The sequence below is a fragment of the Mesorhizobium salmacidum (SeqCode) genome, from assembly GCF_037179605.1.
Lineage (GTDB): Bacteria > Pseudomonadota > Alphaproteobacteria > Rhizobiales > Rhizobiaceae > Mesorhizobium > Mesorhizobium salmacidum.
In genome coordinates this window covers 43,689-66,129 of the sequence record NZ_JAPYKS010000014.1, presented here as the reverse complement: position 1 = coordinate 66,129, position 22,441 = coordinate 43,689, and the positions used below count along the sequence as shown (strand labels likewise).

Sequence of the window (22,441 nt, the reverse complement as noted above, 5' to 3'; positions counted from 1 at the left end):
CGCCTGCCGTCGCGCTTCTCCGCGCGCGTGTCAGGCGCCCTGACCAGCCGACTTCGCTGATCCCTGACGGCCGGCCGCAGGCTTGCGGCATCAGTTCTTTCCCATTCTCAGATCGACGGATTTACGCACATGAGCGCACCGCGCACCCTCTACGACAAGATTTTCGACGACCATGTCGTCGACCGCCAGGACGACGGCACCTGCCTGCTCTATATCGACCGCCACCTCGTCCATGAGGTGACCAGCCCGCAGGCCTTCGAAGGGCTGCGCATGAGCGGCAGAAAAGTCCGTCACCCGGAAAAGACGCTGGCCGTTGTCGATCACAATGTCTCGACCTCGCCCGAGCGCAAGTTCGGCATCAAAAACGAGGAAAGCCGCATCCAGGTCGAGGCGCTGGCCAAGAACGCCAGGGATTTTGGCGTCGAGTATTATTCCGAGAACGATATCCGCCAGGGCATCGTCCACATCATCGGACCTGAGCAGGGTTTTACGCTGCCGGGCATGACCATCGTCTGCGGCGACAGCCACACCTCCACCCATGGTGCTTTCGGCGCGCTGGCGCATGGCATCGGCACGTCGGAAGTCGAGCATGTGCTGGCGACGCAGACGCTGATCCAGCGCAAGGCCAAGAACATGCTGGTGCGCGTCGATGGCGTGCTGCCGGAAGGCGTCACGGCCAAGGACATCATCCTCGCCATCATCGGCGAGATCGGCACCGCCGGCGGCACCGGCTATGTCATCGAATATGCCGGCGAGGCGATCCGTGCGCTGTCGATGGAAGGCCGCATGACGATCTGCAACATGTCGATCGAAGGCGGCGCGCGCGCCGGCCTGATCGCGGCGGACGAGACCACCTTCGCCTATGTCAAGGACAAGCCGCGTGCGCCCAAGGGCGCTGCCTGGGACGCGGCGCTCGAATACTGGAAGACGCTGCGGACCGACGAAGGCGCGCATTTCGACAAGGTGATCGTGCTCGACGCGGCGAAACTGCCGCCGATCGTCTCCTGGGGCTCTTCGCCCGAGGACGTCGTCTCCGTGCAAGGCATCGTGCCTAACCCGGATGACATCACCGACGAGAACAAGCGCACCTCCAAGCTGCGCGCGCTCGACTATATGGGCCTGACGCCGGGGACGAAGATCACCGACATCACGCTCGACCGCGTCTTCATCGGCTCCTGCACCAATGGCCGCATCGAGGATCTGCGCGCCGTCGCCAAGGTGGTCGAAGGCAAGACGGTCAGCCCGCATGTCGATGCCATGATCGTGCCGGGCTCCGGCCTGGTGAAGGAGCAAGCGGAAGCCGAGGGGTTGGACAAGATCTTTCTCGCCGCCGGTTTCGACTGGCGCGAGCCGGGCTGCTCGATGTGCCTGGCCATGAACGACGACCGGCTGAAGCCGCATGAACGCTGCGCCTCGACCTCGAACCGCAATTTCGAAGGCCGGCAAGGCTTCAAGGGCCGCACCCATCTGGTGTCGCCGGCGATGGCGGCGGCGGCGGCGATCGCCGGCCACTTCGTCGACATCCGCGACTGGAAATAAGCCGGGCTCGGCATTGACCCGAGCCTGGCGCCCGGGTCAGGCCTTGTCGTCACGCCGTATGAGCTCGTGGAATTCCTCGCGGCGACCAGGTTCGTCCGCCGCGACCACGAGCGCCAGCTGCTGCTCTTCGAAGAGCTTGAACCATTCGTCCCATTCGACAAGCTCATAGCCGCCGGCATTGACGGGCCGTTCCGGCTGGTCCTGGTCCTGATAGGCGTTCTGGCCGAAGACCAGCCTCAGCATGGGTTGCGTCCCAGCCTCGGGCGATATGTCGACGATTGCCGGAAAGCCGGCGCGCCCGGCAGCCCATGAACGGATTGCATCGTGGTCGGTCAATGTGATCGTGTCGGCCATGGCCTGCTCCTGGATTGTGAATTGAGGAACGCTGTCGACAGCACCGGGTTCCCCCGCCGACATATCGCACCAACACCCTGGCTTAACGGCTTGTTTGGGCTTGCCCCCTAAGGTCTTCCGTGACGTCAAGCGAGGGAAGTCACGGTCCTTGGACACTGGCCTGTTCATAGCGTTGCTCAATCCGACGATCGCGCTGGCGCTCGGCGCGGCGTTTCTCGTGCTGTGGTTTTATCAGCGCCATCGCCCCTATCTGGCGGTGCTGGCGCTCAGCTACTGCGTCTCGGCGCCCGGCTTCCTGTTCCAGTATTTCACCTTGCCGATCGGCGTGGTGCTGACCAAGCTGGTGTCGAACATCTGCTTCACCATCGCCGCCTGCTGCCTGTCGGGCGCCATCATCGCCCGCTACGGCAGGAAGGTGCCCGGTGTGGGAATCGCCGTGCTGGCGGGCGGCGGCCTTGCGGCGTTCGCGTGGTTTCTCTTCGTCACCCCGGATCTCACCTGGCGCATCCTGGCGATGAATTTCGGTTTCGGCGGCCTCAGCCTGCTCGTCGCCGCCGAATTGCGCCCGGTGCGCAACAATGGCCCGACAGAAAAGATCCTGTTCGTGCTGTCGCTGCTGTCCAGCGTCAATTTCTTCGTGCGCACCCTGGTGGTGGTCATCGCGCACGGGCCCTTCGCCAGCTATGACGGCTTCTACGGCTCGTCCTACTGGACGACGGCGTTGTTGTCGCACGCACTGCTGTCGCTGCTGATCGCGCTTTGCCTCTTCACCGCGGCCGCGCTCGACGTGATGAAGGCGCTGAAGTCGGAAACCCATACGGACCCGCTTTCGGGGCTGCTCAACCGCCGAGGTTTCGAGGAGCGCGCCGCCATGCTGCTGCAGCATTGTGCCATGGCCAAATTCCCGGTGGCGCTGGTGCTGGCCGACCTCGACCATTTCAAGGCCCTCAACGACGTGCACGGGCATGCCGCCGGTGACCGCGCGATTGCGGACTTTGCCGCCAAGCTGCGCTCGGCCACGGGAGCACGAGGTGCCGCGGGGCGCATCGGCGGCGAGGAATTCGCCGTGCTCCTGCCGCTGACCGATCTCGCCGCCGCCCGGCTGTTCGCCGAGGCGGTGCGCACACTCTATTCGGCCGGCGGCGTCGTCGGGCTTCCCGCCGGCACGAAGGTCACCGCCAGCTTCGGCGTGGCGGCCCGCAGCGGCGACGAGACGCTGGAGCCCTTGTTGCGCCGGGCCGACGAGGCGCTTTACAAGGCCAAGAAAAATGGCCGCGACGGCGTGCGCGTCTCCTACGAGCGGCCGGAGACGGTGCTCGTGCCGGAGCCGCTCAGGGCCAGCTGACCGCCGCATCCGCGCTCGGCGTTAACGTCTTTTTCGCCCGGCGATGTTAGCTGTCGGCAGGGGTTTGAGGATCCATGAGCGGCGCCAACTTCATCCTGTTGATCAACCTGGCGGTCGCCGGCCTGCTAGCGGCATCCTTCATGGCTGTCTCGTTCCACGATGCCGGCCGCGCGCCGGCGCGCTGGTTGGCGTCAGGTTATGTCCTGGGCATGGCCTATTCGGCGATCGAATTCAGCATTCCCGTCTTCAGCGACGCGCGGCTTCCGGTGGTTACCGCCTTTGCCGTTTTCCTTGGCGCCACCATTGCCTTCAACGGCGGACTTGCCCGCAAATATGGCGTGGCGCCGCCATGGACGCCGATGCTGCTCTTTCTGGCCGTCACCACCATCGCGGTCTATTTCGTGCAGGATCTGCCGCGCCAGTCGCTCACCCGCATGATGGCCTACCAGCTTCCCTACGCAGCCATGCAGTTCACCGGCCTCGGCATCGTCTGGCAGTCGAGGCAAGGCCGCGGTCGGCTCGATCTGATCTTGATGGCGTTGCTTGCCGCCAGCGGCCTGCAGTTTGCCTCAAAGCCGTTCATCGCGCATGCGCTCGGCGGCTGGGGCGCCAATCCGCAGGCTTATCTGCAAAGCAGTTACGCGCTGGTGTCGCAGTCGCTGGGCACTGTCTTTGCGCTGGCGCTGGCTCTGCTGATGCTGGCCATTCTCGTTCGCGATGTGCTTGCCGAAGTGACGTCGAAGTCGGAGGTGGACACGCTGTCGGGCCTGCTCAACCGTGGCGGTTTCACGCGTCACGCGGAGCTGGCCGTGCACGACGCCACGCGCCTGGGCGCGCCGGTGGCAATGGTCATTGCCGATCTCGATCATTTCAAAAGCGTCAACGACAGTTTCGGCCATGCCTCCGGCGATCGGGTGATCGAGACCTTCGCCGGCCTGCTGCGAGAGGCGGCCGAGGGTCATCACGTGGTTGGCCGCATCGGTGGCGAGGAGTTCGCTATTATCCTGACAGGAGCCAACCTTGCAGCCGCCCGGCTGTTCGCGGAAGGCATCCGCCACGCATTCGGCGCTTCGCCCGTCAACGGGTTGCCGCCCGACACGCGCTGCACGTCGAGCTTCGGCATTGCCGAGCTTCACATGGGCGAGGGTTTCTCAGACCTGATGCGGCGTGCGGATGAAGCGCTCTACCTGGCAAAGAATGCCGGGCGCGACTGCGTGCGTGTCTCCACCGGGCCAGCCGATGGGCTGGCCGTGGTAAGAATCGGCCAGGCCCGTATCAGCGGCAGGGGCTGAGCTCCGGCATCTCGCCGTCGGAAAGGCCGTACATATAGGAGCGGCCCTTGACGAACACCGGCGGGCGATAGCAGTCGCCGTCGCCCGATATGTCGTCGGATTCATTCTGGTAGATCACCTTGGGCTGGCCGGCGCTGGTGTAGTCGGACAGTTGTTTGGCCAGCTTGCCTTCGCCGACGATGATGCGCTTGTAGCCGGCGGCGCTGTCGATGACGAGATTGCCGAACGAATCGGCGTAGACGCGGTCGTGATGGCGCAAGCCGGCCTCGGCCGGCGCGGCCACCGCAACGGCAAGTGCGGCCAGCGTGACCGCGAGGCTTGTCCGGACCAGTTTGACCCGCACCGATTTGGCCCGCACTGAGTTGGCCCGCAATGAGTTGGAATGCATGTCGCTCTCCCTTTGTCGGCGCGAGAGAGATCGCGCCCCGATCTGATCCGAATCGGAAATTAACTCTTTGTTAACCTTTGTTAAGGGGAGGAGCGGCTCAATGGCCGTTTCTTAATGAACATGGTTAATTTTTGCGGTCTCCAACCGGTCGACATGGCCGGTCGGGCGAACTTGATCTTGCCGCGCCGCGTGGCTAGCGTGCCCCGGGGCATGAGGGGGCAGCACATGATGTTTGGCCGAACGGTTCGGGTGTCGTTCATTATTCCGCTGCTTCTCGCGACCGGTGCCTGTGTGCCGGAAGACGGCGCGCCCAAGGCCGCGAGCACGGTTGCACCCGTGGTGCCGCCTGCCTCTCCCGCCCAGCAACAGCCCGCGCCACCTGCGACCAAGATCACCACGGACCTCACCGCGCCACGTCTCACCACGGGCATGGCCACCTACAGGTGCGGCAATGGCGGCATGATCACCATCCAAAATCTCGGCACGTCGCTGCGCGTGGTCGGGCAGGAAGGCGCCACCGAGGAGTTCGCGGCATCGCCGGCAAACCAGAGCAGCCGCTACCAGGCGGTGACGCATGACGCAATCGTGATCGACGGGCGCGAGGCGCTGGTGATGAAGAGGGGGTCGACGCCGCGGACCTGCACCCGCTGATGCAAATCCCGGCACGGCAGCGCCTCGGGCCAGACATGCTGCACTGCAACGATATCGAGCCGGCTTCGGGTGTTCAGCCGCTAATCGATTGAAGCCGCATCCGGCCTTTTAGTCAGACTAAATTACGTTTTCGAAACGGTTTTCTGGCTTTGACGCGGTGCAAAAAGAGCATTAGAAACCGGCTGTCCGAAGTCGCAACCGGAAGCGGCAATGCCGCATTTCCACCTGAGGCGGGAGACGCCGAACTGGGGCAGCCATGAGCAAATCACCAGCCACCCGAGCCAGACGCGAAAGGCCGCTTTCGCCGCACCTGACGGTCTACCGGCCGCCGATCACCATGACGATGTCGATCATCCATCGCATCACCGGGGGGGCGCTCTATTTCGGCACGCTGCTGGTCGCGGTCTGGCTGATGGCGGCGGCAAGTTCGCAGGGTGCTTTCGACTGGGTGAACTGGGCGTTCGGCACGTGGCTCGGCCGGCTCATCCTGTTCGGCTACACCTGGGCGCTGATGCATCACATGCTGGGCGGTGTCCGCCATCTGATCTGGGATACCGGCGCCGGACTTGAAAAACACACGGCCTCGAAGATCGCCTGGGCGACGCTTGCCGGCTCGGTCCTGCTCACACTCTTGATCTGGATCGCCGGTACCATGGCGCGGGGAGCTTTGTGATGAGTGCGAAAAACACCGACATGCGCACCCCGCTGGCCAAGGTGCGCGGCCTGGGCTCGGCCCGTGAAGGCACCGGGCATTTCTGGCGCCAGCGGTTGACGGCGATCGCCAACATCCCGCTGATCCTGTTTTTCACCGGGTTCCTGATCGCGCTCAACGGTGCCGGTTATGCGCAGGTGCGGGCAGCGCTCGCCAACCCGTTCGTGGCGCTGGTGATGGCCCTGGTGCTCATATCGCCGCTCTATCATATGCGGATCGGCATGCAGGTAATCATCGAGGACTATGTGCATGGCGAAGGCATGAAGCTGGCGCTGATCGCCCTCAACACATTCTTCACCATAGCGGTCGGCGTCGCTTCGCTCTTCGCCCTGCTGAAACTGGCATTCGGAGGCTGAAGTCTTGGACCAGGACACGAAATCAGCCAACGCGGCAGGCTACACCTTTGTCGACCACAAGTTCGACGTGGTCATCGTCGGCGCCGGGGGCGCTGGCCTGCGCGCCACGCTCGGCATGGCCGAGCAGGGGCTGCGCACCGCCTGCATCACCAAAGTGTTCCCGACGCGCTCGCATACGGTCGCAGCGCAAGGCGGCATCGCCGCCTCGCTGTCCAATATGGGGCCGGATTCCTGGCAGTGGCACATGTACGACACCGTCAAGGGGTCGGACTGGCTGGGCGATGTCGATGCCATGGAATACATGGTGCGCGAGGCGCCGGCCGCGGTCTACGAGCTCGAACATTATGGCGTGCCGTTCTCGCGCACCGAAGAAGGCAAGATCTACCAGCGGCCGTTCGGCGGCCACATGATGAATTATGGCGACGGCCCGCCCGTGCAGCGCACCTGCGCCGCGGCAGACCGCACCGGCCACGCCATCCTGCATACGCTCTACGGCCAGTCGCTGAAGAACAACGCGCAGTTCTTCATCGAGTATTTCGCGCTCGACCTGATCATGGAGCCGGACGGCACCTGCACCGGCGTCGTGGCGTGGAATCTCGACGACGGCACCATTCACCGCTTCTCGGCCAAGATGGTGGTGCTGGCGACTGGCGGTTATGGGCGCGCTTATTTCTCCGCCACCTCGGCGCATACCTGCACCGGGGACGGCGGCGGCATGGCCGCACGGGCCGGGCTTCCCCTGCAGGACATGGAGTTCGTGCAGTTCCATCCGACCGGCATTTACGGCGCCGGATGCCTGATCACCGAGGGCGCGCGCGGCGAGGGCGGCTACCTCGTCAACTCCGAGGGCGAGCGCTTCATGGAGCGCTACGCACCGTCGGCCAAGGACCTCGCCTCGCGCGACGTCGTCTCGCGCTGCATGACGCTGGAAATCCGCGAAGGCCGCGGCGTCGGCAAGAACAAGGACCACATCTTCCTGCACCTCGATCATCTCGATCCGGCGGTTTTGCACGAACGACTTCCGGGCATTTCGGAGTCGGCAAAAATCTTCGCCGGCGTCGACCTGACCAAGGAGCCGATCCCGGTGCTGCCGACGGTGCACTACAATATGGGCGGCGTGCCGACCAATTACTGGGGCGAGGTGCTCAACCCGACCGCCGAAAACCCCGACCGGGTCTCGCCCGGCTTGATGGCGGTCGGCGAGGCGGGCTGCGCTTCCGTGCACGGCGCCAACCGGCTGGGCTCCAACTCGCTGATCGATCTGGTGGTATTCGGCCGCGCCGCGGCGATCCGCGCCGGCCAGGTCATCGACCGCAAGGCGGCGATCCCGTCACCCAACCAGGCTTCGGTCGATAAGATCATGGACCGCTTCGACCGGCTGCGCCACGCCAACGGCTCGACGCCAACGGCGGTTCTGCGCGAAAAGATGCAGAAGGCGATGCAGGAGGACGCAGCCGTGTTCCGCACGCAGGAATCGCTCGAAAACGGCTGCAAGCGCATTTCGCAAATCTGGACCGAGCTCAAGGACATAAAGGTGTTCGACCGCTCGATGATCTGGAATTCGGACCTGGTCGAGACGCTGGAGCTGGAAAACCTGATGGCCAACGCCATCACCACCGTCTATGGCGCCGAGGCGCGCAAGGAGAGCCGTGGCGCGCATGCGCGGGAAGATTTTTCCGCCCGCGACGACGCCAACTGGCGCAAGCACACGCTCGCCCATCTCGGCGAGGGCGGCGCGGTGACGCTGACCTACCGGCCGGTGCACACCGAGCCACTGGTGGCGGAGAAAGACGGCGGCATTAGTCTCGCCAAGATCGCGCCGAAGGCCAGGGTGTACTGACGATGGCGACGGCGGCGGGATATTCCGGCACGCCCCTTCCGGCCAAGCTCGGCCTGAAGGACGGCATGATTGCCGCCTTTATCGCGCTGCCAAGCGAACTCGAGAGCCTCACTGAGGCCGTCAATTTTGCCGAGGTCGACCGGCTGGCCGAATGGTCCGGCATTTCGGGCGCAACCCTGAAATACGACGCCGTCCACGCCTTCACCCGGCAGCGCGCCGAGATCGAAGATCGCCTCGGCGATGTCGAAGCGGCGATCAAACGCGACGGCATGATCTGGGTCTCCTGGCCGAAGAAGGCGTCGAAAATGGACACCGACGTCACCGAAGGCGTTGTCCGCGCTGAAGCGCTCAAGCTCGACCTTGTCGACGTCAAGATCGCCGCCGTGAATGAAATCTGGTCCGGGCTGAAGCTCGTCATCCGAAAGGACCTGAGGTAATGGTCGAACTCACCCTCCCGAAGAACTCGAAGATCCAGCAGGGCAAAACCTGGCCCAAGCCGGAGGGTGCCACCAATCTGCGCGAATATCGCATCTATCGCTGGTCGCCGGACGATGACGAGAACCCGCGCATGGACACCTATTTCGTCGATATGGACGATTGCGGACCGATGGTGCTCGATGCGCTGCTGTGGATCAAGAACAGGATCGACCCGACGCTGACCTTGCGCCGCTCCTGCCGCGAGGGCATTTGCGGCTCCTGCGCCATGAACATCGACGGCTCGAACACGCTCGCCTGCACCAAGGGCTGCGACGACGTTTCAGGTGCGATCAAGGTCTATCCGCTGCCGCATATGCCCGTGATCAAGGACCTGGTGCCCGACCTTACCAATTTCTACGCCCAGCACGCCTCGATCGAGCCGTGGCTGAAGACGGTGTCGCCAACGCCGGCCAAGGAATGGCTGCAGAGCCATGAGGACCGCGAGAAGCTCGACGGGCTTTACGAGTGCATCCTGTGCGCCTGCTGCTCCACCTCGTGCCCGAGCTACTGGTGGAACGGCGACCGTTATCTCGGCCCGGCGACGCTGCTGCAGGCCTATCGCTGGCTGATCGACAGCCGTGACGAGGCCAAGGGCGAACGGCTCGACAATCTCGAAGACCCGTTCCGGCTCTATCGCTGCCACACCATCATGAACTGCGCGCAGACCTGTCCGAAGGGGCTGAATCCCGCGAAGGCGATCGCCGAGATCAAGAAGATGATGGTGGAGAGAAGGGTTTAGTCCGGCGGTTGGCCGCGATCCTTCGCGTTGTCCCTCCGGCTTTCGAAAGGATAGCGATCTCAATGAGCGATGACCTTCCCATTCTCTCTCCCGTCGAAGCGCGCGTGCTCGGCTGCCTGATCGAGAAGAAGGAGCTGACGCCGGACGTCTATCCGCTGACGCTCAACGCGGCACTTGCCGCCGCCAACCAGAAGACCGCGCGCGAACCTGTCATGGTGCTGGAGCAAACAGAGGTGCACCGGGCCCTGAAGCTGCTCGAGCAGAAGGGACTTGTGCGGCAGATGTTCGGCTCGCGCGTGGAGCGTTATGAGCATCAGATGGCGCACCGCTTCTCGCTGACCACGCCGCAGACCGCGTTGCTCGGCCTGCTCCTGCTGCGCGGACCGCAGACGGCGCATGAACTGCTGGCGCGCGCTGAGCGCATGGCGCGGTTTGCGTCGATCGAAGACCTGCGCGGTGAACTCGATATGCTGATCGGCCGCCGACCGCCGCTGGTCGAGGAAATCCCGCGCGGGCCGGGCCAGCGCGAGGACCGCTACGTGCATCTCCTCGCTGGTCCGGTCGACGTCGCCGCTCTATCGGCGCACCGGAGTGCGCCGACTATCCCCGCCTCCGACCTGGAAGCGAGGATGGAGGCGCTGGAGCAGGAAGTCGCGGCCCTGCGTGCCCGGCTTGATGCGCTGGGCGGTTGAGGCCGCCAATACCAAATGTTGGCGGGACAGCGCCTCCTCTGTCCTGCCGGACATCTCCCCCAAGAGGGGGGATATTGGATGCCGCGACCGTTTTCGCCAATCTCCGCTGCAGAAACGCCGGCCCTGGGGCCGGCGTTTGTCATTTCAGGCCAGGCTCATCAGCCAAGCCTGGCGTCGAGCGAAACCTTGATCGCGCCGAGCGCCTGGGAAACCGGGCATTCGGCCTTGGCCTTCTCGGCCAATTCCTTGAATTTCGTAGCATCGATGCCGGGCACCTTGCCGACCAGCGTGATCGCGCTGCCGGTGATGCCTGTGCCTGGAACCAGCGTCACCACGGCCTTGGCGTCGAGTTCGGCCGCTGGCGTGCCGTTCTCGGCCAGGAAATGCGAGAGCTGCATGGCGTAGCAGCCGGCGTGCGCGGCGGCGATCAGTTCTTCCGGATTGGTGCCGGATTTGCCGCTTTCGTCCTCGAAGCGCGCCTTGAACGAATAGGGCGTGCCTTTCAGGGTTCCGCTCTGGGTGTCGAGCGTGCCCTTGCCCTCTTTCAGATTGCCTTTCCAGACGGCGTTTGCGGTGCGGTCCATGGAGTCCTCCTGGGTTGATTGGGTAAGCCTGTCGATCAGCGTCCGGTCAACTATAGCGCGGGCAGACGCGAAGGCCACTGCGCTCTTTCGACGAGGTGCCGGCTGAGGCGTTCGCATTTTATTTCTGAAAAAAATGTGCGTGCAAAAATGTCGAATTGCATCTGCCTCGGCCGTCCTGCGGGCGGCCACGGATTTCGTGGCGGATGGAGGTTCACATGAACAATCTATTTTCTGCTCACTGGACAAGCACCGGCCTCCAGGCAGGTGAACCAGAAATCGACTGGTTGCGGCAGCCGGCGTCCGGCTTTGGCCGGCTGCTTGTGGCGGTCGCCATCATCGGGGTCGGGGTGTGCTTCCTCGATCACGCGGCGGACAAAGGCCCGGCTGACAAGTTGATCGCCTCATCCTATGGTTTGTCACGATAAGGGAGATGGACATGCAGTACGTTTGCCTGGTCTACGGCGAAGAGAAAGATCTCCATGCCATGACGACAGAGCGGTTGGCCAAGCTCGACGCCGATTCGATGGCCCATGACCGGTCATTGGACCAACGCGGTATGCTGATTATCGCGCAGGCGCTGCAATCGGTGAAAACCTCGAAAACCGTCCGCAGACGCAAGGGCAAGAGACTTGTCACCGACGGCCCGTTCGCGGAAACCAAGGAGCAGTTGCTCGGGTTCGTCATGATCGAAGCGAAGGATCTCGACGAGGCGCTGGACATCGCCGGCGAGATTCCGCTGGCCGAAATCGGCACCGTCGAGGTGCGCGCGATCTACAACGTGCCGGGGTCATAACCCCTGTCATGCGTTGCGGTCACCTGGAACCCGAGGGCGTTCGATTGAGCGAACGTCCTGTTTTGCCGGGCTCAGCTCTTGCGTGTTGAAGCGAGCCACGAGTTCTCCTATCGTCGCCCAAGACTTTGGGGGGATTTGGACATGCCGTTCCTGATTGCTGTCCTTGGCGTGCTCGGAGCGGCGGCGCTTTGGTGGTACCGGATGAAGGCCATGAACGACGCCGCGCGCGAGGTCGCCGACGTCGTCGGGCGCGTGCAAGGCAACATCAGGCGCAAGAAGCTGCGTAAGCAGGCCGCACTCTCGCCGCTGACGGCGATCGATGATCCGGTGGTGGCCGCCGCGACGCTGATTGCATCTATCGTCTCCGAGAACGGTCCTATCCTGCCGCAGCGCGAGGCTGTCATCCGGTCGGTGATTTCCGAGATCGCCAACAAGAAGAAGACGGATGAGGCGGTGATCTATGCCAAGTGGGCGGCGTCGCAGATCGACGATGCCACTGTCGTGATCGACAAGCTGGCGCCATTCCTGCGCGAGCGTCTCGACGTCGCGGAACGAAACGATCTGCTGCAGATGGTGAACCGCGTCGCCCAGGGCGGCGAGCAGCGCCTGCAGATATCCGACCAGAGGATATTGCGCTTGCGCCAGAAGCTCGGCTTCGAGGTCAACTAGCCCGCGACAGGCGATCAGATCGCCTCGCCTTTCAATAGCCGCGGCGTGCCGGCCGAAAGCCCCGACGCCTGGCGGATGAAGAACTCCTTCAGCCGTGGCATGCGTTCGACGAGGCCGAGGCCGATGTCGCGAATGGTGCGCAGCGGGGTGATGTCGTTGGAAAACAGGCGGTTCAGCACATCGGTCGTGATGCCCATCTGCACCGTGTCGAAGCGGCGCCATTGCTGGTAGCGTTCCAGCACGTCGAGCGCGCCGATGTCCTGGCCGAGCCGGTCGGCTTCCACGATAACCTCGGCAAATGCGGCCACATCCTTGAAGCCGAGATTGAGGCCCTGTCCGGCGATCGGATGGATGCCGTGGGCGGCATCGCCGGCAAGCGCGATGCGCGGCGCGACGAAGGCGCGCGCGATAGTCAGGCCGAGCGGCCAGGCGCGCGGCTTGTCGGCGACGCGGATTTCTCCAAGCTTGAGGCCGAAGCGCTGTTCGAGTTCATGTTCGAAGACGAGATCGTCGCCTTCCACGAGTGCTTTCGCGTCTTCCGCCCGTTCGACCCAGACGATCGACGAACGGTTGGTGCCATCCTCGTCGGGTTTCAGCGGCAGCGTGGCGAAGGGGCCAGCGGGAAGGAAATGTTCTTCGGCGCGGCCATTGTGTGGGCGTTCATGTGCCACGGTGCAGACGATGCCGGACTGGCCGTATTCCCACTTGACCGTCTTGATGCCAGCCATGTCGCGCAGTTTCGAATTGACACCGTCGGCGGCAACCAGCAGCCGCGCCGTCAACGTGGCGCCGTCGGCCAGATGCACCGTGATGCCGGCGCCATTGGTCTCAAAACCTTGCACCGCCACGCCTTCGATGATGTCGACACCGAGCCTTTCGGCCTTGAGCCGCAAGGCGCCGTTCAACGCCCTGTTGGCGACCATGTGGGCGAAGGGTTCGCCCGGCGCCACCTCGCCGCCGAAGGTCAGGAAGACCGGGCGCACCGGATCGGCGCTGCGTGAATCGGTGATGATCATCTCGGTGATCGCCTGCGCCCGTGGCGCGATCTCGGCCCAGACGCCGAGCTGGTCGAGCATGCGGCAGGCGGCCGCGGCGATGGCCGAGGCGCGGCCATCCCTTTGCCAGGAACCGGCGGGCGCCGCATCGACCAGCGCCACGGCAAGGCCCGGTCGGGCCTGCTTCAGCGAGACGGCGGCGGCCAGGCCGACATAGCCGGCGCCGGCGACGAGGACATCGAGCCCGGATCTGGTCCTTGCGTCCGCCTTGCGTTCCATTGTCCTGGCTCCTTGCGCGCCGACCGGGGCCCTGCGCCCTTGACGGCTCGTTCTTCCTGTCGGAAACCGCCATAGCAATTTTGCGGCGAGGTCACAAAACATGACGGCGGCGATCGACGAGCTTCTGCGCATTCTCGACCTCGAGAGGCTGGAACACAATCTGTATCGTGGTCGCAGCCCCCAGGTGGAATGGCAGCGCGTGTTCGGCGGCCAGACGATCGCGCAGGCGCTGGTGGCGGCGCAGCGAACGGTCGAGCCGGACCGTTTCGTACATTCGCTGCATGGCTATTTCATGCGGCCGGGCGACATCAAGGTGCCGATCATCTACGAGGTCGACCGCATCCGCGACGGCGGTTCCTTCACCACGCGGCGCGTGCTGGCGATCCAGCACGGACAGGCGATCTTTTCGCTGGAAGCTTCGTTCCAGGTCGACGAGAAGGGGCTCGAGCACCAGTTCGCGCTGCCCGACGACGTGCCGCCGCCGGAAGGGTTGAAGACGCAGCGCGAGCTGCTCGAAACCGCCGACCGGGTGCCGGAGGCGGTGCGCCGCTTCTGGGCGCGCGAGCGGCCGCTCGAACTGCGGCCCGTCAATCTCCAGCACTATGAAAGCCGCGACAAGCTGCCGCCCCGGCAGAATGTCTGGATCCGCCTTGCCGGCCCGGTTCCCGACGACCGCGCGCTGCAGTCGGTGCTGCTCGCCTATCTCTCCGACATGACGCTGCTCGATACTTCGACCTTCGCGCACGGGCGCGGCCTTTTCGATCCCGACATCCAGGCCGCCAGCCTCGATCATTCGATGTGGTTCCACCGGCCGCATTCGCTCGACGGCTGGTTGCTCTATGCACAGGACAGTCCCTCCAGCTCTGGATCTCGCGGTTTCAGCCGCGGCACACTCTATGCCCGTGACGGCACGCTGATCGCTTCGATGGCCCAGGAAGGCCTGATCCGGCTCAAGCGTTGAGCATCGCGAGTCTTGTTTGAGCAAGATCCTTTCCGAAAGCCGGTTCCGTAGTTTGTAGTCATGCCCAAAGCCGGCAAAGTAGGCAATTTCGCAAAAATGCCTATTTTTTAATCAGATGGTGCGCCGCACACGCAGGCACCTGCCGGCCTCGGCCGCTCCCATCCCTTTGTTTACAATGGGTTAACACCCTGCTTCGGCAGTTGGCACGGAGCTTGAATCCTTGGGAGCACTCTCCGGCTCTTTGGGATCGGTGAAGGTGTGCAAACGCGGGGGACCCGCAACAGCAAAGGGTGAAACCTTATGAAAATCGTGATGGCAATCATCAAGCCGTTCAAGCTGGACGAGGTACGCGAAGCGCTTACCGCCGTCGGCATCCAGGGCCTGACCGTCACCGAAGTCAAAGGCTACGGGCGTCAGAAGGGACATACTGAAATCTATCGCGGGGCGGAATACGCGGTCTCCTTCCTGCCGAAGATCAAGATCGAAGTCGCGGTCCCGGCAGACATGGTCGACAAGGCCGTCGAAGCCATCACCGCCGCGGCCAAGACCGGCCAGATCGGCGACGGCAAGATCTTCGTCTTCGGCATCGACCAGGCGGTGCGCATCCGTACCGGCGAAACAGACACCGACGCGCTCTGAGCGGCGAATACGTATTCCAATGGAGAGTTCAATGAATATTCCTTCCACCTTGAAGACGACGGGAAGGGCGGCCCTGCTGGGCTCGCTCGCTCTTGCAGCGTTGGGCAGCGTCGCCGCCTTCGCGCAGGAAGCCGCACCCGCTGCCGCGGCTGCCGCGCCGGCCGCCACTCCGGCCCCGGTGCTCGATACCGGCAACACCGCCTGGATGCTGACCTCGACGGCGCTGGTGCTGATGATGACCATCCCGGGCCTGGCGCTGTTTTACGGCGGCATGGTGCGCAAGAAGAACGTACTCGCCACCATCATGCAGAGCTTCGCCATCACCTGCCTGGTGACGGTGCTGTGGTTCATGTTCGGCTATTCGCTGGCCTTTTCAGACGGCGGCGGCATGAATGCCTATCTCGGCGGCACTTCGAAATTCTTCCACCACGGCATCACCACGGCCAGCCTGTGGCTGCCGGGTGTGGCCAACATCCCTGAATTCGTCTTCTCGATGTTCCAGATGACCTTCGCCATCATCACGCCGGCGCTGATTGCCGGCGCCTTCGCCGAGCGCTTCAAGTTCTCGGCACTGCTGATCTTCATGGCGCTGTGGCTGCTGGTCGTCTACGTGCCGATCGCGCATTGGGTCTGGGGCGGCGGCTTCCTCGGTACGGCTGGCGTTCTCGACTTCGCCGGCGGCACGGTCGTCCACATCAATGCCGGTGTCGCGGGCCTCGTCTGCGCGCTGGTGCTCGGCAAGCGCGAAGGCTATGGCACCACCAACATGGCGCCGCATAACCTGGTCTATTCGGTCATCGGCGCATCGCTGCTGTGGGTCGGCTGGTTCGGCTTCAACGCCGGTTCGGAACTGGCGGCCGACGGCCTTGCCGGTGCCGCCATGCTCAACACCCAGGTTGCCACCGCCGCTGCGGCATTGGCCTGGATGTTCGCCGAATGGATCATCGCCAAGAAGCCTTCCGTGCTCGGCATCATCTCGGGCGCCGTCGCCGGCCTCGTCGCGGTGACGCCGGCTTCCGGCTTCGTCAACCCGACCGGTGCCTTCATCGTCGGTATCGTAGCTGGCGTCGTCTGCTACCTCTCGGCGGTCAAGGTGAAGCACATGTTCGGCTATGACGACTCGCTCGATGCCTTCGGCGTGCATGGCGTCGGCGGCGTGGTCGGCGCCCTGCTGACCGGCGTGCTTGCCGACCCGGCGATAAACAGCCTCTCGTCGGGCGCTTCGCTCGGCAAGCAGATCTACGGTGTCGCCGTCACCATTATTTGGACGGCGGTCGCCACCTTCGTCATCCTCTACGTCGTCAAGGCGCTGGTCGGCCTGCGTCCGTCGACCCAGGAAGAGGTCGAAGGCCTCGACATCTCCCAGCATGGCGAAGTGGTGCCGTAAGGCATCCTTGCCAAGGGACCGGCGGAAACCTCCTCCCGCCGGTCCCTTATCTCCACGCAACTCCGAACGGAAAACCGCGAAAGCACTTTTCCTGGAATTGTTTTGAAAAAGCATCCCGTCGTGACGCTCCCACAAGGAGTTCACGCCTTGAGGCCCGGATCGCTCCGGGCCTCTTTTTTGGCAATTCCTTCTGGTGAAGATCAACTTCGCGCAATCACGTTCGCGTGAAGCAGATTTTCGAGGAAACATCGACCAGCCTGTCTCCGAACTGTGGAGGCGACCGTCGTTCTGACGCTCGCGTTTTGAAACACAGGGAAGGAATTTTCTCATGAACCTCAAGAATATCTGCCTCGGGGCACTCGCGCTTTCCATGGTCAGCGGCTTTGCATTTGCCGGCGCACTGGACGAGCCGGACAACATGGCGCCGTTCTTCACCGATTCCAGCATGAAAACCATGAAGCCGATGGCGGAATTCAAGACAGCTTTCATGGCCATGCCGAAGGAGAAGCAGGAGGCCATGATGAAGGAATGCCAGGATGCGGCGATGAGCAAGCCGCACGCCGAGTTCTGCGCCAATGTGAAGATGCTCGGCGGCGCCAACAAGTAACACGCTGCCCGACCCGACGAATGGATGGCGGGCCAGGGCGCCCGCCATTTTCATATGGTGCGGACACTGGAGGTATCGATGTCAAAAGGACGGTCGCCGCAGCCTTATAGTTAATGCGCCCTTAACCTTCCCACGCCTAGTCTGGCATCCGAATCTGCCGGAGTGCGTCTGCGCTCGGGCCAGGCAATCACTGACGGGGAAGAGCATGCGTTCAGGGGCTTCAGCACCGCTCGCGCTGACCGATACGGGGCACGGCATCCAGGCATTCGCGCGGCGCCAGGTCGGCCGTCTGGTCGGCGCCGGCCTGTTCGCGTTCACCGCCTTCGCCGTCGCAAGCCTCGCGACCTGGAACGTCGCCGACCCGAGCTTCTCGCACGCAACCGCCAACATCGTCACCAACGCCATGGGTTATGCCGGCGCCGTCTTCTCCGACCTCGCCATGCAGTTCTTCGGCCTTGCCGCGGTCGCCGCGCTGGTTCCTGCCGTTATCTGGGGCTATCTCCTGTTTTCGGCGCGCGGCGTCGACAGGCTGCCCAAGCGCGGGCTGTTCTGGTTCGGTTTCGCGCTGCTCGCCGCCGCGATCGCGGGCTGTATCGTTCCGCCCAAGACCTGGCCGCTGCCCACCGGCCTCGGCGGCGTCTTCGGTGACATGGTGCTCAAGATTCCCGGTGTCCTCATCGGCGGATATCCGACCGGGCTGATCGCCAGCGTGCTCGCCATATTGCTGGCGGCACCCGCGCTCTGGCTGTTCGCCTATGGCGCGGCGCTGATCGGGCGCAAGAACGGCTTCGCCGTGATGGAAGAACCGGCCGCCGCGGACCCGCGCGAGGACGAGCTTCTGTTCGACAATGACGAGGACGAGGGCGACGAAGGCATACTGGCGCTCGGCGCGATCACCCATTGGTGGCTTTCGTTCCGCGCCTGGATGCATCGTCGCGCTGTGCGCCGCAGGCAGGAGCGCGACGAGTTCGAACCGGAGATGGAGCCGCGCGCCAGCGCCTGGCGCCGTGCCGCCGAACGAGTCGAGTCGGCCGAATTCGCCGAATCCCGCATGAGCCAGGACGGCCGCGCCCGTGTCGAGCCGGAATTCTTCGCCGCCATGGTCAACGACCGCGGTGTTTCCGTCGATCCGGCCGACGACGATGTCTTCGGCCGTGACGACGAGGACATGGATTTTGACGACGAGCCCGTCGCCCAGCGGCGTGCCCCGACGGCCAAGGTCCAGCAGTTCCGTTCCGATGCCGCCACCCGGGTCGAGGCGCCCGCGGCGCGACCCGTGCCGGGCGCCCGCGTCCAGCGCGAGGCGCAGACCTCGCTGATCGGCTCGGACACGTTCGAAATGCCGTCGCTGCATTTCCTGTCCGAACCGAAGAATGTCGCGCGCGACCCAAGTCTTTCCAAGGACGCGCTGGAACAGAACGCGCGCCTGCTCGAAGGCGTGCTTGAGGATTTCGGCGTCAAGGGCGAAATCATTGCCGTTCGCCCGGGTCCGGTGGTCACCCTCTACGAGCTCGAACCGGCGCCGGGCATCAAGTCGTCGCGGGTCATCGGCCTCTCCGACGACATCGCCCGCTCGATGAGCGCGATTGCCTGCCGCGTCGCCGTCGTACCGGGCCGCAACGCCATCGGCATCGAACTGCCAAACGCCAAGCGCGAGACCGTTTATCTCAGGGAGATCATGGCCAGCCGCGACTTCGAGACCACCAAGGCCAAGCTGGCGCTGGCGCTGGGCAAGACCATCAATGGCGAGGCGGTCATCGTCGACATCGCCAAGATGCCGCACGTGCTGGTCGCCGGCACCACCGGTTCGGGCAAGTCGGTCGCCATCAACACCATGATCCTCTCGCTGCTCTACCGGCTCACCCCGCAGGAATGCCGGCTGATCATGATCGACCCGAAAATGCTCGAACTCTCCGTCTATGACGGCATTCCGCATCTTTTGACGCCGGTCGTGACCGACCCGAAAAAGGCGGTGGTGGCGCTGAAATGGACCGTGCGCGAGATGGAGGACCGCTACCGAAAGATGTCCAAGGTCGGCGTGCGCAACATCGATGGTTTCAACGCGCGCGTGCAGCAGGCCGAGAAGAAGGGCGAAAAGATATCGCGCACCGTGCAGACCGGATTCGACCGCCAGACCGGCGAGGCGATCTACGAGACCGAGAATCTCGATCTCGAGCCGATGCCTTACATTGTCGTCATCATCGACGAAATGGCCGACCTGATGATGGTCGCCGGCAAGGACATCGAAGGCGCCGTCCAGCGCTTGGCGCAGATGGCGCGCGCCGCCGGCATCCATGTCATCATGGCGACGCAACGTCCCTCGGTCGACGTCATCACCGGCACCATCAAGGCCAATTTCCCGACCCGCATCTCCTTCCAGGTGACGTCGAAGATCGACAGCCGCACCATTTTGGGAGAGCAGGGCGCCGAGCAGCTGCTCGGCATGGGCGACATGCTCTACATGGCCGGCGGCGGCCGCATCCAGCGCGTGCACGGGCCGTTCGTCTCCGATGACGAGGTCGAAAAGATCGTCGGGCACCTGAAGCTGCAGGGCGTGCCGGAATATCTCGACGCCATCACCGAAGATGACGGCGAGGACGACGACGAGCCGTCCGGCAAGGGCGGTTCCGGCGGCGGAGGCGGTGGCAATTTCGAGGATTCCGATGATCCCTACGATCAGGCGGTGTCGGTGGTGCTGCGCGACGGCAAGGCCTCGACCAGCTACATCCAGCGGCGTCTGGGCATCGGCTACAATCGTGCCGCCTCGATCATCGAGAAGATGGAAAAGGAAGGCATTGTCGGTCCGGCCAACCATGCCGGAAAACGCGAAATCCTGGTGCCGACCGAGGACGACAAATTCTGACAGTGGAGAGTTCGCGGCAACTTCGAACCTTCTGGCGCGTTCAACCGGCTGAGCAGCGATCGCCTCGCCAAACTTCAGCCCAACTGGGGGTTCACGACAGCGACCAAATCAGGAATCAGACGAGAGTGACCGATATGAAACACGATCTTTCAGCGCTGAGCGATTTTGCCCCGACCCGCCGCCAGCTGCTTGGCCTCGGCCTGGTGTTCGCGGGTGCCGCCGCGCTCAACGTGGTGCCCGGATTCGAGCTGCTCGCCTCAGCGCAGGCGGCCGTGCCCGCGGCGGCGCAAAAGATCGCCGACCATTTCTCAGCGGTCAAATCGATGAGCGGCGAATTCGTCCAGTTCGGCCCCAAGGGCGAGCAGACCGGCGGCAAATTCTTCCTGGAACGGCCGGGCAAGATCCGCTTCAACTATGACGGGGCTTCGAATTTCCGGGTGATTTCCGACGGCAGATCGGTTGCCATCCTCAACAAGAGACTGAACACGTCGGATCTTTATCCGCTATCGAAGACGCCGCTGAAGCTGCTGCTCGACGACCGCATCGACCTCTCGGGCAACCGCGTCAAGAGCGTCAAGGAAGAAGACGACCTCACCACCATCCAGCTTTCCGACAAGTCGGTTTTCGGCAATGCGCGAATCACCATGATGTTCGACCCGAAAACCTATGATCTGCGGCAGTGGACGATTACCGACGCGCAGGGCAAGGACACGACGGTGATGATCTTCAACACCAAGGAAGGCGTCAGTTTCGCGCCCGACACCTTCGCCATCGACTATACGGCCAATCGCGAGCTGAACACCAAGACACGGTAGTCTTCGTCGCCTCGCTTGTTTTTCCGGCGTGTGGCTGGCAGTAGTTCGGCGATCTATCGCCGGACCTTGCCGCATGCCCTTTTCGATCGCCACCTGGAACATCAACTCCGTGCGCCTGCGCATGCCGATCATCGAACGCCTGCTCGATGAGTACGCGCCCGATGTGCTCTGCCTGCAGGAAACCAAGGTCCCGGACGAGCTCTTTCCCGAAAAGGCCTTTCGCAAGATCGGCTATCCCTACATCGCCTTCCATGGCCAGAAGGGCTATCACGGCGTGGCGACGGTGGCGCGGCGGCCGATCGAGGTGGTCGAGAGGCGCCGCTTCTGCGACATCGAGGACAGCCGGCATCTGTCGGTGACCGTGCGGGCCGGCGGCAAGACGATCCTGGTGCACAATTTCTACGTTCCGGCGGGTGGCGACGAACCGGACCCCGAGATCAACAGGAAGTTCAGGCACAAGCTCGATTTCGTCGCCGAGATGAACGCCATCCGGGCCGAACACGGCGAGGTGTCGGCCTCGGTGCTGGTCGGAGACCTCAACATCGCGCCGCTGGAGCATGACGTCTGGTCGCACAAGCAACTGCTCAACGTGGTCAGCCACACGCCAGTCGAGACCGAAAGCTTCGAGGCGATGCGGCTGGCCGGCGGCTGGGTCGACCTGATGCGGCTCAACGTGCCATCGGAACAGAAGCTTTATACCTGGTGGAGCTATCGCGCGCAGGATTGGGAGGCGTCCAATCGTGGCCGACGGCTCGACCATGTCTGGTCGTCGCCAAACCTGGTGCCTGATTTTGCCGGCTACGAAATCCTGAGGGCGGCGCGCGGTTGGGACCGGCCGTCGGACCATGTGCCGGTCATTGCCCGGTTCGACTTGGATTAGCGGAGTCGTCGATAAAAAGGCGTTCGTCGCGATCCTTCGCGCCAAGCATCGAGTTCTCTCGCGGCAACGGCCTCACCCCGAAAAGCGCGGGGCCAGTTCCTCGATGCGGCGGATCATGTCGTGGAATTCCTCGGAGATGCGCTGGTGGAGTTTCACCGCCAGTTCCGGATACTCCTCCAGGATGCGCCGGAACATCTTGCGGCTCAGCCTTATCACCTCCGAATCGATTTCGGCCGAGGCGCTGGTCAGCCGGTTGGTGTCGGCGATCAGCGCCAGTTCGCTGAGCATCGTGCCGGGACCGACTTTGCCGATCGGGATGCGCTCGCCATTCTGCTCGCGATAGAGCACGATACGCCCGCTGACCACGACATAGGCCGAATCGGCCACGTCGTCCTCGCGATAAAGCTTGTGGTCCGCCTGCACGAGAGTGGTCTCGGCTCCGAAGGCGAGCAGGCGCAGCTGTTCCTGCGTGAAGCCCTCGAAAAGCCTCACGGCGGACAGGATGCGGATGTCGTCATCCAGCGCCATCTAGCTTTGTCCCCGAACGGTCAGTCCAATCCCTCCTCTGCGGTACGGTCCCTGAA

Annotated in this window: 25 protein-coding genes; 20 read left to right on the top strand and 5 right to left on the bottom strand. The window is 63.7% G+C overall.

Annotated elements, in window-relative coordinates; translation table 11 throughout:
- Positions 1 to 129: 129 nt before the first annotated feature.
- Positions 130 to 1,539, top strand: coding sequence for a 3-isopropylmalate dehydratase large subunit (gene leuC / locus O7A60_RS19465; protein WP_140510293.1), 1,410 nt, complete (start codon positions 130 to 132; stop codon positions 1,537 to 1,539).
- 36 nt (positions 1,540 to 1,575) lie between these two features.
- On the opposite strand, the gene O7A60_RS19460 is transcribed toward leuC, so the two are convergent.
- Positions 1,576 to 1,893: a hypothetical protein gene (locus tag O7A60_RS19460; protein ID WP_337107618.1), complete on the bottom strand. Its 318-nt coding sequence runs from the start codon at positions 1,891 to 1,893 to the stop codon at positions 1,576 to 1,578.
- A 148-nt stretch (positions 1,894 to 2,041) separates the two neighbouring features.
- On the opposite strand from O7A60_RS19460, the gene O7A60_RS19455 reads away from it, so the two are divergent.
- Both O7A60_RS19455 and O7A60_RS19450 read left to right on the top strand, forming a co-directional pair.
- Positions 2,042 to 3,238: a GGDEF domain-containing protein gene (locus O7A60_RS19455; protein ID WP_337107617.1), complete on the top strand. Its 1,197-nt coding sequence runs from the start codon at positions 2,042 to 2,044 to the stop codon at positions 3,236 to 3,238.
- 74 nt (positions 3,239 to 3,312) lie between these two features.
- Complete coding sequence (locus tag O7A60_RS19450) at positions 3,313 to 4,530, top strand: GGDEF domain-containing protein (RefSeq protein ID WP_337107616.1); 1,218 nt, start codon at positions 3,313 to 3,315, stop codon at positions 4,528 to 4,530.
- Here the strand turns inward: O7A60_RS19450 and O7A60_RS19445 are convergent.
- Positions 4,514 to 4,918: a hypothetical protein gene (locus tag O7A60_RS19445; protein WP_337107615.1), complete on the bottom strand. Its 405-nt coding sequence runs from the start codon at positions 4,916 to 4,918 to the stop codon at positions 4,514 to 4,516. The genes O7A60_RS19450 and O7A60_RS19445 overlap by 17 nt on opposite strands.
- A 225-nt stretch (positions 4,919 to 5,143) precedes the next feature.
- Here O7A60_RS19445 and O7A60_RS19440 point away from each other — a divergent pair, with 225 nt between their 5' ends.
- The 7 genes from O7A60_RS19440 to O7A60_RS19410 all read left to right on the top strand — a co-directional run bounded on the left by O7A60_RS19440 (position 5,144) and on the right by O7A60_RS19410 (position 10,385).
- On the top strand, positions 5,144 to 5,569 hold the full coding sequence (locus O7A60_RS19440; RefSeq protein ID WP_337107614.1) for a hypothetical protein: 426 nt from the start codon (positions 5,144 to 5,146) through the stop codon (positions 5,567 to 5,569).
- Between the two features lie 256 nt (positions 5,570 to 5,825).
- Positions 5,826 to 6,242 (top strand): succinate dehydrogenase, cytochrome b556 subunit, encoded by a 417-nt coding sequence (sdhC, locus tag O7A60_RS19435; protein ID WP_337107613.1) that lies wholly within the window; start codon positions 5,826 to 5,828, stop codon positions 6,240 to 6,242.
- A complete protein-coding gene (sdhD, locus tag O7A60_RS19430) occupies positions 6,242 to 6,637 on the top strand; it encodes a succinate dehydrogenase, hydrophobic membrane anchor protein (protein ID WP_027145531.1) in 396 nt (131 codons plus the stop codon). The genes sdhC and sdhD overlap by 1 nt, the downstream gene beginning before the upstream one ends.
- Positions 6,638 to 6,641: 4 nt before the next feature.
- Positions 6,642 to 8,477, top strand: coding sequence for a succinate dehydrogenase flavoprotein subunit (gene sdhA / locus O7A60_RS19425; protein ID WP_337107612.1), 1,836 nt, complete (start codon positions 6,642 to 6,644; stop codon positions 8,475 to 8,477).
- Positions 8,478 to 8,479: 2 nt separating this feature from the next.
- Positions 8,480 to 8,914, top strand: a complete 435-nt coding sequence (locus tag O7A60_RS19420; RefSeq protein WP_337107611.1) for a DUF3052 domain-containing protein — start codon at positions 8,480 to 8,482, stop codon at positions 8,912 to 8,914.
- Positions 8,914 to 9,693, top strand: coding sequence for a succinate dehydrogenase iron-sulfur subunit (locus O7A60_RS19415; RefSeq protein ID WP_337107610.1), 780 nt, complete (start codon positions 8,914 to 8,916; stop codon positions 9,691 to 9,693). The genes O7A60_RS19420 and O7A60_RS19415 overlap by 1 nt, the downstream gene beginning before the upstream one ends.
- A 62-nt stretch (positions 9,694 to 9,755) precedes the next feature.
- Complete coding sequence (locus O7A60_RS19410) at positions 9,756 to 10,385, top strand: YceH family protein (RefSeq protein WP_337107609.1); 630 nt, start codon at positions 9,756 to 9,758, stop codon at positions 10,383 to 10,385.
- Positions 10,386 to 10,543: 158 nt separating this feature from the next.
- On the opposite strand, the gene O7A60_RS19405 is transcribed toward O7A60_RS19410, so the two are convergent.
- The gene (locus O7A60_RS19405; RefSeq protein ID WP_337107608.1) at positions 10,544 to 10,969 is read right to left on the bottom strand and encodes an OsmC family protein; all 426 of its coding nucleotides are present in this window, start codon (positions 10,967 to 10,969) and stop codon (positions 10,544 to 10,546) included.
- Positions 10,970 to 11,184: 215 nt separating this feature from the next.
- On the opposite strand from O7A60_RS19405, the gene O7A60_RS19400 reads away from it, so the two are divergent.
- From O7A60_RS19400 to O7A60_RS19390, 3 genes are all read left to right on the top strand, one after another.
- Complete coding sequence (locus O7A60_RS19400; RefSeq protein ID WP_337107607.1) at positions 11,185 to 11,394, top strand: hypothetical protein; 210 nt, start codon at positions 11,185 to 11,187, stop codon at positions 11,392 to 11,394.
- 11 nt (positions 11,395 to 11,405) lie between these two features.
- Positions 11,406 to 11,762: a YciI family protein gene (locus O7A60_RS19395; RefSeq protein WP_337107606.1), complete on the top strand. Its 357-nt coding sequence runs from the start codon at positions 11,406 to 11,408 to the stop codon at positions 11,760 to 11,762.
- A gap of 141 nt (positions 11,763 to 11,903) precedes the next feature.
- A complete protein-coding gene (locus O7A60_RS19390; protein ID WP_027145522.1) occupies positions 11,904 to 12,431 on the top strand; it encodes a hypothetical protein in 528 nt (175 codons plus the stop codon).
- A 14-nt stretch (positions 12,432 to 12,445) separates the two neighbouring features.
- Here O7A60_RS19390 and O7A60_RS19385 read toward each other — a convergent pair whose 3' ends face one another.
- Positions 12,446 to 13,705 carry a ubiquinone biosynthesis hydroxylase gene (locus O7A60_RS19385; RefSeq protein WP_337107605.1) on the bottom strand — a complete coding sequence of 420 codons (1,260 nt, stop codon included), beginning with the start codon at positions 13,703 to 13,705 and terminating at the stop codon, positions 12,446 to 12,448.
- A gap of 100 nt (positions 13,706 to 13,805) precedes the next feature.
- Between O7A60_RS19385 and tesB the strand changes: the two genes are divergently transcribed.
- The 7 genes from tesB to O7A60_RS19350 all read left to right on the top strand — a co-directional run bounded on the left by tesB (position 13,806) and on the right by O7A60_RS19350 (position 21,857).
- On the top strand, positions 13,806 to 14,666 hold the full coding sequence (gene tesB, locus O7A60_RS19380) for an acyl-CoA thioesterase II (protein WP_140510201.1): 861 nt from the start codon (positions 13,806 to 13,808) through the stop codon (positions 14,664 to 14,666).
- A 300-nt stretch (positions 14,667 to 14,966) separates the two neighbouring features.
- On the top strand, positions 14,967 to 15,305 hold the full coding sequence (locus tag O7A60_RS19375) for a P-II family nitrogen regulator (protein ID WP_027145519.1): 339 nt from the start codon (positions 14,967 to 14,969) through the stop codon (positions 15,303 to 15,305).
- Positions 15,306 to 15,336: 31 nt separating this feature from the next.
- On the top strand, positions 15,337 to 16,692 hold the full coding sequence (locus O7A60_RS19370; protein WP_337107604.1) for an ammonium transporter: 1,356 nt from the start codon (positions 15,337 to 15,339) through the stop codon (positions 16,690 to 16,692).
- A gap of 328 nt (positions 16,693 to 17,020) precedes the next feature.
- The gene (locus O7A60_RS19365; protein WP_027145517.1) at positions 17,021 to 17,299 is read left to right on the top strand and encodes a hypothetical protein; all 279 of its coding nucleotides are present in this window, start codon (positions 17,021 to 17,023) and stop codon (positions 17,297 to 17,299) included.
- A 205-nt stretch (positions 17,300 to 17,504) separates the two neighbouring features.
- Positions 17,505 to 20,162: a DNA translocase FtsK gene (locus tag O7A60_RS19360; protein ID WP_337107603.1), complete on the top strand. Its 2,658-nt coding sequence runs from the start codon at positions 17,505 to 17,507 to the stop codon at positions 20,160 to 20,162.
- Between the two features lie 134 nt (positions 20,163 to 20,296).
- Positions 20,297 to 20,977 (top strand): outer membrane lipoprotein carrier protein LolA, encoded by a 681-nt coding sequence (locus O7A60_RS19355; RefSeq protein WP_337107709.1) that lies wholly within the window; start codon positions 20,297 to 20,299, stop codon positions 20,975 to 20,977.
- A gap of 73 nt (positions 20,978 to 21,050) precedes the next feature.
- Entirely contained in the window at positions 21,051 to 21,857 is an 807-nt protein-coding gene (locus O7A60_RS19350) for an exodeoxyribonuclease III (RefSeq protein ID WP_337107602.1), read from the top strand.
- A 72-nt stretch (positions 21,858 to 21,929) separates the two neighbouring features.
- Here the strand turns inward: O7A60_RS19350 and O7A60_RS19345 are convergent, their stop codons facing one another.
- Complete coding sequence (locus O7A60_RS19345) at positions 21,930 to 22,385, bottom strand: Crp/Fnr family transcriptional regulator (protein ID WP_337107601.1); 456 nt, start codon at positions 22,383 to 22,385, stop codon at positions 21,930 to 21,932.
- Between the last annotated feature and the right edge of the window lie 56 nt (positions 22,386 to 22,441).

Coding starts and splice junctions, on each gene's coding strand:
- sdhD (WP_027145531.1), top strand. CDS start 6,242: ATGAGTGCGAAAAACACCGACATGCGCACCCCGCTGGCCAAGGTGCGC.
- O7A60_RS19375 (WP_027145519.1), top strand. CDS start 14,967: ATGAAAATCGTGATGGCAATCATCAAGCCGTTCAAGCTGGACGAGGTA.
- tesB (WP_140510201.1), top strand. CDS start 13,806: ATGACGGCGGCGATCGACGAGCTTCTGCGCATTCTCGACCTCGAGAGG.
- O7A60_RS19350 (WP_337107602.1), top strand. CDS start 21,051: ATGCCCTTTTCGATCGCCACCTGGAACATCAACTCCGTGCGCCTGCGC.
- O7A60_RS19395 (WP_337107606.1), top strand. CDS start 11,406: ATGCAGTACGTTTGCCTGGTCTACGGCGAAGAGAAAGATCTCCATGCC.
- O7A60_RS19345 (WP_337107601.1), bottom strand. CDS start 22,385: ATGGCGCTGGATGACGACATCCGCATCCTGTCCGCCGTGAGGCTTTTC.
- O7A60_RS19450 (WP_337107616.1), top strand. CDS start 3,313: ATGAGCGGCGCCAACTTCATCCTGTTGATCAACCTGGCGGTCGCCGGC.
- O7A60_RS19410 (WP_337107609.1), top strand. CDS start 9,756: ATGAGCGATGACCTTCCCATTCTCTCTCCCGTCGAAGCGCGCGTGCTC.
- O7A60_RS19460 (WP_337107618.1), bottom strand. CDS start 1,893: ATGGCCGACACGATCACATTGACCGACCACGATGCAATCCGTTCATGG.
- O7A60_RS19390 (WP_027145522.1), top strand. CDS start 11,904: ATGCCGTTCCTGATTGCTGTCCTTGGCGTGCTCGGAGCGGCGGCGCTT.
- O7A60_RS19365 (WP_027145517.1), top strand. CDS start 17,021: ATGAACCTCAAGAATATCTGCCTCGGGGCACTCGCGCTTTCCATGGTC.
- O7A60_RS19385 (WP_337107605.1), bottom strand. CDS start 13,705: ATGGAACGCAAGGCGGACGCAAGGACCAGATCCGGGCTCGATGTCCTC.
- O7A60_RS19360 (WP_337107603.1), top strand. CDS start 17,505: ATGCGTTCAGGGGCTTCAGCACCGCTCGCGCTGACCGATACGGGGCAC.
- O7A60_RS19355 (WP_337107709.1), top strand. CDS start 20,297: ATGAAACACGATCTTTCAGCGCTGAGCGATTTTGCCCCGACCCGCCGC.
- O7A60_RS19405 (WP_337107608.1), bottom strand. CDS start 10,969: ATGGACCGCACCGCAAACGCCGTCTGGAAAGGCAATCTGAAAGAGGGC.
- O7A60_RS19400 (WP_337107607.1), top strand. CDS start 11,185: ATGAACAATCTATTTTCTGCTCACTGGACAAGCACCGGCCTCCAGGCA.
- sdhC (WP_337107613.1), top strand. CDS start 5,826: ATGAGCAAATCACCAGCCACCCGAGCCAGACGCGAAAGGCCGCTTTCG.
- O7A60_RS19440 (WP_337107614.1), top strand. CDS start 5,144: ATGATGTTTGGCCGAACGGTTCGGGTGTCGTTCATTATTCCGCTGCTT.
- O7A60_RS19445 (WP_337107615.1), bottom strand. CDS start 4,918: ATGCATTCCAACTCATTGCGGGCCAACTCAGTGCGGGCCAAATCGGTG.
- O7A60_RS19370 (WP_337107604.1), top strand. CDS start 15,337: ATGAATATTCCTTCCACCTTGAAGACGACGGGAAGGGCGGCCCTGCTG.
- leuC (WP_140510293.1), top strand. CDS start 130: ATGAGCGCACCGCGCACCCTCTACGACAAGATTTTCGACGACCATGTC.
- O7A60_RS19415 (WP_337107610.1), top strand. CDS start 8,914: ATGGTCGAACTCACCCTCCCGAAGAACTCGAAGATCCAGCAGGGCAAA.
- O7A60_RS19420 (WP_337107611.1), top strand. CDS start 8,480: ATGGCGACGGCGGCGGGATATTCCGGCACGCCCCTTCCGGCCAAGCTC.